The sequence below is a fragment of the Bradyrhizobium sp. JYMT SZCCT0180 genome (genome assembly GCF_018130165.1).
Classification (GTDB): domain Bacteria; phylum Pseudomonadota; class Alphaproteobacteria; order Rhizobiales; family Xanthobacteraceae; genus Bradyrhizobium.
Genome location: NZ_JAFCLZ010000040.1, coordinates 46,526 through 52,525 on the forward strand (window position 1 = coordinate 46,526; position 6,000 = coordinate 52,525).

Annotated in this window: 4 protein-coding genes and 3 tRNA genes; 1 reads left to right on the plus strand and 6 read right to left on the minus strand. The window is 61.3% G+C overall.

Annotated elements, in window-relative coordinates; genetic code table 11:
• Positions 1–21: 21 nt before the first annotated feature.
• From JQ641_RS36840 to JQ641_RS36850, 3 genes are all read right to left on the minus strand, one after another.
• Positions 22–86: transfer RNA gene (locus JQ641_RS36840), tRNA-OTHER, on the minus strand.
• 149 nt (positions 87–235) lie between these two features.
• Positions 236–325: transfer RNA gene (locus tag JQ641_RS36845), tRNA-OTHER, on the minus strand.
• A 236-nt stretch (positions 326–561) separates the two neighbouring features.
• Positions 562–651, minus strand: a tRNA-Ser gene (locus tag JQ641_RS36850).
• Between the two features lie 267 nt (positions 652–918).
• On the opposite strand from JQ641_RS36850, the gene JQ641_RS36855 reads away from it, so the two are divergent.
• Positions 919–1,191 carry a hypothetical protein gene (locus JQ641_RS36855; RefSeq protein ID WP_502755033.1) on the plus strand — a complete coding sequence of 91 codons (273 nt, stop codon included), beginning with the start codon at positions 919–921 and terminating at the stop codon, positions 1,189–1,191.
• Positions 1,192–1,258: 67 nt separating this feature from the next.
• Here JQ641_RS36855 and JQ641_RS36860 read toward each other — a convergent pair whose 3' ends face one another.
• The 3 genes from JQ641_RS36860 to JQ641_RS36870 form a co-directional block, all read right to left on the minus strand.
• Positions 1,259–2,722 (minus strand): trehalose-6-phosphate synthase, encoded by a 1,464-nt coding sequence (locus tag JQ641_RS36860; RefSeq protein WP_212002119.1) that lies wholly within the window; start codon positions 2,720–2,722, stop codon positions 1,259–1,261.
• Between the two features lie 208 nt (positions 2,723–2,930).
• Complete coding sequence (otsB, locus tag JQ641_RS36865) at positions 2,931–3,767, minus strand: trehalose-phosphatase (protein ID WP_212002124.1); 837 nt, start codon at positions 3,765–3,767, stop codon at positions 2,931–2,933.
• 6 nt (positions 3,768–3,773) lie between these two features.
• Positions 3,774–5,267, minus strand: a complete 1,494-nt coding sequence (locus tag JQ641_RS36870; RefSeq protein WP_212002125.1) for an MFS transporter — start codon at positions 5,265–5,267, stop codon at positions 3,774–3,776.
• Positions 5,268–6,000 lie beyond the last annotated feature (733 nt).

Sequence of the window (6,000 nt, forward strand, 5' to 3'; positions counted from 1 at the left end):
CTTGTTTCTGCTGGTGGATTCTGGCGCTCCCTAGGGGAATCGAACCCCTGTTTCAGCCTTGAGAGGGCAGGACCAACTCACTCGAAACCCAGGTCCGATGGTAATGGAAAAACCCGCGGCTTGGGAGAGAGGCTTATCTGCCTTTACCCAGCCAAACTGTTACCCCGGCGCTTACCCCAGCGTCCAGACCGCGGTGCTTGCCAGTAAGCTTATCGCGCTAAGTGATTGATACCGTTGGCGATCCCGGCATGACTCGAACATGCGACCTACGGTTTAGGAAATCGCGAGCCCGCCACCTTCGGCGTTAGTACGAGGCGACCACACCCGTGCTGGTTGCAGCCGCGCCAGAGGCGCCCTTGCGGATGCGTAGCGACTGCCCGCTAGGCGCGCCTCTTGCGGAGCTTGGTTGTTTGGCATTTGGTCGGTATTGAGAGGCCGCCCAGCGTGATTTTCCGATGACTAACACCCTCAATGGGCAGCGTAGACAGGTCGCCGGACTGGGGGTCGATCCGGGGGTTTATCCAACTTAACATAGAATACATCAATAAATTCAAACGCATATGGCGGAGAGAGTGGGATTCGAACCCACGGTACGGTTTCCCGCACACACGCTTTCCAAGCGTGCGCCTTAAGCCACTCGGCCATCTCTCCGGAGGCCCTCTCTTGAAGGGGCAGGACACATTTTGCAAGGGACCGTGGACGCACCCGTCGAAATTTCCCCAATTGTCTGAATTTATTGGATAATTTGCCCCTAATGTTGGCCGGGGTAATCGCTTGACGCTAGGCCTTGAACCGGAATCAGGTTATCGCCGACGACCATGAGGGCAACCTTGGGCGGAGAACGGCATGATGATCACGCGAGCGCTTTCATTCGTCACCCTGACAGCGGCGCTGGTCGCGGGCGCCGTGGCCCCCGCCATGGCGCAATCCTGCACCCGTCAGGGCGTCGATGTGAGTTGCGATGACGGAAGGCGCGGCATCCTCTCGGGGGAAACGATCATCTGGGCCGACGGCACGCGATCGAGCCTGGCTTCGCCGCATCCGAGCGTCGTCATCGGCAACAAATCGTCCGTCATCGTTGGAAAGGGCGTGTTCGTCGGCAAGGGCAACGGCGTGGTGCCGATGGAGAATCCGAGCGATCCGCGCCGGGCACGCTGCCCGGTGCTGGATGGCGTTTCCTATTGCTACTGAGAGCAGGCTTTGGATTTTTGACGCGTTTTCTTGACGCGAACCGGCGGCCACTTCGCTTGAAAACGCTTTAATGATGATACCGCGCGCCATTATTGACGGAGCGTAGCGGCCAGCGGGTCGGCGCATCAGCCAAGACGGGTCCCAAAGGGCCTCTATCGAGCTGGCTTTCCTGCAACGCGTCGATGAAATCGGCAAACCATTGCTGGATCGTGCCGCCGCGCAGCTTTTCCATCATCGCCTCCCAGCGCATCCGCCGCTCGGTCAGTTGCATCGAAAGCGCCGTTGAGATGGTGCGGGCCATGCCGTCGATATCGTGCGGGTTCACCAGCAAGGCGGTGTCGAGCTCGTTGGCGGCACCGGCGAATTTCGACAGCACCAGCACGCCCGGGTCGGCGGGATTCTGGGCAGCGACATATTCCTTGGCGACCAGGTTCATGCCGTCCTGCAGCGGCGTCACCACGCCGACCTGCGCGGTGCGGTAAAGCCCCGCGAGCACAGCCTGGCCGAAGCCCTTGTTCAGATAGCGGATCGGCGTCCAGTCGACTTCGCCGTGGACGCCGTTGACGTCGCTGACGAGTTTGGCGACATCGCTCTGCAGATTGCCATAGGCTTCGATCGCGCCGCGCGACGGGGTCGCGATCTGCAGCAGCGACACGGTGCGCGAGAGCTGCGGATGCAGCGTCCACATCCGGTCGAACGCCTTGATGCGGTTGATCAAGCCCTTGGAATAATCCAGCCGGTCGACGCCTATCGCGAGCTTCTCGCCATTCAGGCTGCGCCGCAGCCGCGACACATCCGGATGCGTCGTGGCCTTGGTGGCCTGCTGGGCGAATTTCTGCGGATCGATGCCGATCGGGAATACCGCAGCGCGCGTCCGGCCATAGCGCGAGACGACGACGCCATCATGCACGGCGAGCCCGAGATCGGACTGCGCGTAAGAAAGGAAATTCTCGCAATCCTCTTCGGTCTGGAAGCCGATGAGATCATAGGCCAGCATCGCCTCGATCAGATCGCGATGATGCGGCACGCCTGATATCACCGAGCGCGTCGGCCACGGCGTATGCAGGAAGAATCCGATCGGCTGTGTCACGCCGAGATCACGCAGCTCGGCGCCGAGCGCGAGAAAATGATAATCCTGAACCCAGAACGCGGAGTCCGGCTTCTTGAAGCGCAGCAACGCGCGCGCCATGAAGGCGTTCACTTCCCGATAGCTGAGGTAGTCATCCTGGGAAGCGCGAATCAGGTCGGCGCGGGAATGCAGCGCCGGCCACAGCGCCGAATTCGCAAAGCCCTCGTAATAGCCACCGTAATGCGCCGCCGGCAGATCGAGCATGGCAAGCGCGCCCGCGCCCAACGCCTCAATTTCGGCGAAAGGTTCCTTCTGGTTCCCGTCACGGACGCGACCGCTGGAACCTACCCAAATCGCGCCGGATTTCTCGACAACGGGCAATAAAGCCGCCGCGAGACCTCCGGTCATGGGTTCATTGGGTTTTCCGCGCGCAACGCGGTTAGAGACGACGACGAGGTTCACAGGTCCCCTCCTGTTGCTGCACCCGCGAATTAACAACCATTCATCAATATGGTTCCTGGCCAACCTTTCAACGAATTGAAACCAAATTCGGGCTGGCGCGGACGGAACTCACCTGAACTCACGAAAAAGAAAATTTTCCGCGAGATGATGGTGATGCGTCAGGGAACTGTGTTCTAAACCCGGCACGATTTGTAGAATCGTGCGCCGATCATGGCAGCGCCGCGTCTCTTTCGTCGTCGAGCAGATGCGCAAGAAACTCACGGACATCGCTCGGCGAATCAAAATGTCCCTGCACGCCTTGCGCGCGACGGCCGACGGAGAATGCGAGACCATCGTAATCAGGCATGATGCCAAACACCGTTTCGTCGGTGACGTCATCGCCGATGAAGAGCGGACGGCGGCCCTTGAACGGTTCACGCGTCATCAGCTCGCGCACGCCGGTTGCCTTGGTGAAACCGGAATGCTTGATCTCGCAGACGCATTTGCCCGGCAGCACTTCGATCGGCGCGTTCGGCAGGTCGGCCCTGATCAGCGACACCGCGGCATAGATCGCCTTCTCCGCATGCGGCGCCAGGCGATAATGCAGCGCCAGCGAGTAGCCCTTGTCTTCCAGCAATATTCCAGGGCTGAGCTTGGCGATCGCAGCCAGGCGACGCTTCAATTCCCTGTCCATCGGCGGCGCATGGGCGTCGACCGATTCGTTTTCGGGATCGATACGCATTTCCGCGCCATGGCCGCCGACGGCCGGGAATTGATCCGGTGCGAAGATCAAGTCGATATCGTTGAGCGAGCGACCGCTGACCAGCGCCAGCGCGCCGTTGGTCCGCGTCACCAGGCGGTTCAGCGTCTTCGACAGCCCCGGCGGCACCCAGACCTCGCGCGGCGTCGGCATCAATTCGAGCAGCGTGCCGTCGATGTCGAGCAAAATAGCGGTTTCGCTCAAATGCGGCACCAGCGAGCGCGGCACCGGAACGGTTTCCGGCGCCCCCTCCTCCTCGCCAACGATCTCATCTTCCAATGGCATTTCCAACAGATCCTCGTTCATCTCATCTTACTCCACAAAGGCTAGCGGTGGTGCGACAGATTCGAGCGACTTGCGCTCGGCGGCGACGGCATAGCGCCACGCCACTCCTGCCGCCACGATCATCAGCGCCGACCCCAACAGGTAGCCGGCGAAAACACTGGTGCGCGATCCCGTATCGATCAGCACGCCGAACAGCGCGGGTCCCACCACGCCGCCAATTCCCGTGCCGATCGCATAGAAAATCGCAATCGCCAGTGCGCGAACTTCAAGCGGGAACGTCTCGCTGACGGTGAGATACGCCGCACTCGCCGCGGGCGAGGCAAAGAAGAAGATCACCATCCAGGCGATCGTCTGCGTCTGCGCGGTCAGAGCTCCAATCGAGAACAGGTAGCCCGACAGCGCCAACAATACGCCCGACACGCCATAGGTCAGCGTGATCATCTTGCGGCGGCCCAGCGTGTCGAACAGCCGGCCCAGCAGCAGCGGACCGAGAAAATTACCCGCCGCGAACGGGAGGATGTACCAGCCGACATGATTGGCCGGGATGTTGAAGAAATCGGTCAGGATCAGCGCGAAGGTGAAGAAGATCGCGTTGTAGAAGAACGCCTGCGCGACCATCAGCACGAGACCAACCAGCGAACGCTGGCGATAGACCGTCAACAGGGTGTGCGCGACTTCGCGCAGCGGCGTATGGCTGCGCATCCGCAACCTGATCTTCGGCAGGACACCCTTCGTCCCATCCCGCACCTGTCCCGCCGACTTCTCGATTGCATCCACGATCGCGTGTGCCTCATCGGGACGGCCATGGATCATCAGCCAGCGCGGGCTTTCCGGAATCCACATCCGCATCACGAACACGACGAGGCCGAGGACAGCGCCGGTCATATAGGCGAGCCGCCAGCCAGTATCAGGCCCGAACCACGCCGGATCGAGCAGCACGATCGCACAGACCGCGCCGAGCGCCGCCCCGAGCCAGAAGCTGCCGTTGATCACGAGATCAGTCCAGCCGCGATAGCGCGCCGGCACCAGTTCCTGGATCGTCGAATTGATCGCGGTGTATTCGCCGCCGATCCCGGCACCGGTCAGGAATCTGAAGAGCGCGTAACTTCCCACGCTCCATGAAAACGCGGTTGCCGCGGTCGCCGTGAGATAGACCGCGAGCGTGATGAAGAACAGTTTCTTGCGGCCGATCCGGTCGGTCAGCCAGCCGAAGCCGAGCGCACCGAGCACGGCACCGGCGAGATAGGCACTATTGGCCAGTCCGACATCGAAATTCGAGAACCGAAGCGTCGGGCTTTCCTTCAACGCACCGGACAAGGCGCCGGCGAGGGTGACTTCCAGCCCATCCAGAATCCAGGTGATCCCGAGCGCCAGCACGACGCGGGTATGAAATCCGCTCCAGCTGAGATCATCGAGCCGCGCCGGAATCGAAGTTTCGATGACGCGATCATTATCCTGCCGCACGGCTGCGGCGGCGGGATCATTCGCTGCCGAACGTTTCCCTGTCAGCTGCACACCCATGGGAATTGAACCAATGAAAAAACACCCGGAACGCCCCAGCCCCAAGGTTCTTTGGCCCGAATTAAGGCAGACGTGATGCCCGCCACGGGAGACAACGTCCCCATCGGGGCATGGTTCCCGCATTGCGGCATGGGAACCGTGCGGATTTAGCACCGCGGTTCCCCACGTCATTGCGACGGATAAGTCGCAACTCCGCAAACGCTGTCGTCCCCCGCGAAAGCGGGGGACCCAGTACGCCGCGGCTTCGCGGTTCTATCATCGGCGTCTCTGGAATACTGGATCACCCGCATGCGCGGGTGATGACAGCTGAATATGTGTCCGCATTCTCGCGACGCCATGCGCCCGAGCTTTGCCAGAAACTTCCCGCCCTCGCATCGAGAGGGCGCAGGGAAGACCGGGTGCGCGCTGCACCCGCGGTCTCGTGTGCGATTTGCACTAAAAAAGCTGCACACGAGCATACAGGGCAGCGGAGAACACCCAGCCTTCCCTGCGCAATGGCTTTACGGCTTATGCCGTGCTCTCCCCGGAGACGAGTTCTGGGTTGACTCCGTCGCTGACGTTTCCGCTTGCGCTTATCCGACAGCTTGACGCCTGCAACGGGCGCCAGGACCACACGGTTTTGCCGTACGCTAAATCCACGCCGTCGTCAGACGTGGACCAGCGTCCACCGCAACCCGTCCAACGTCCGTGACGACGGCCGACGCCCTTCTGAGTAGGACGGGATGGCGATAGA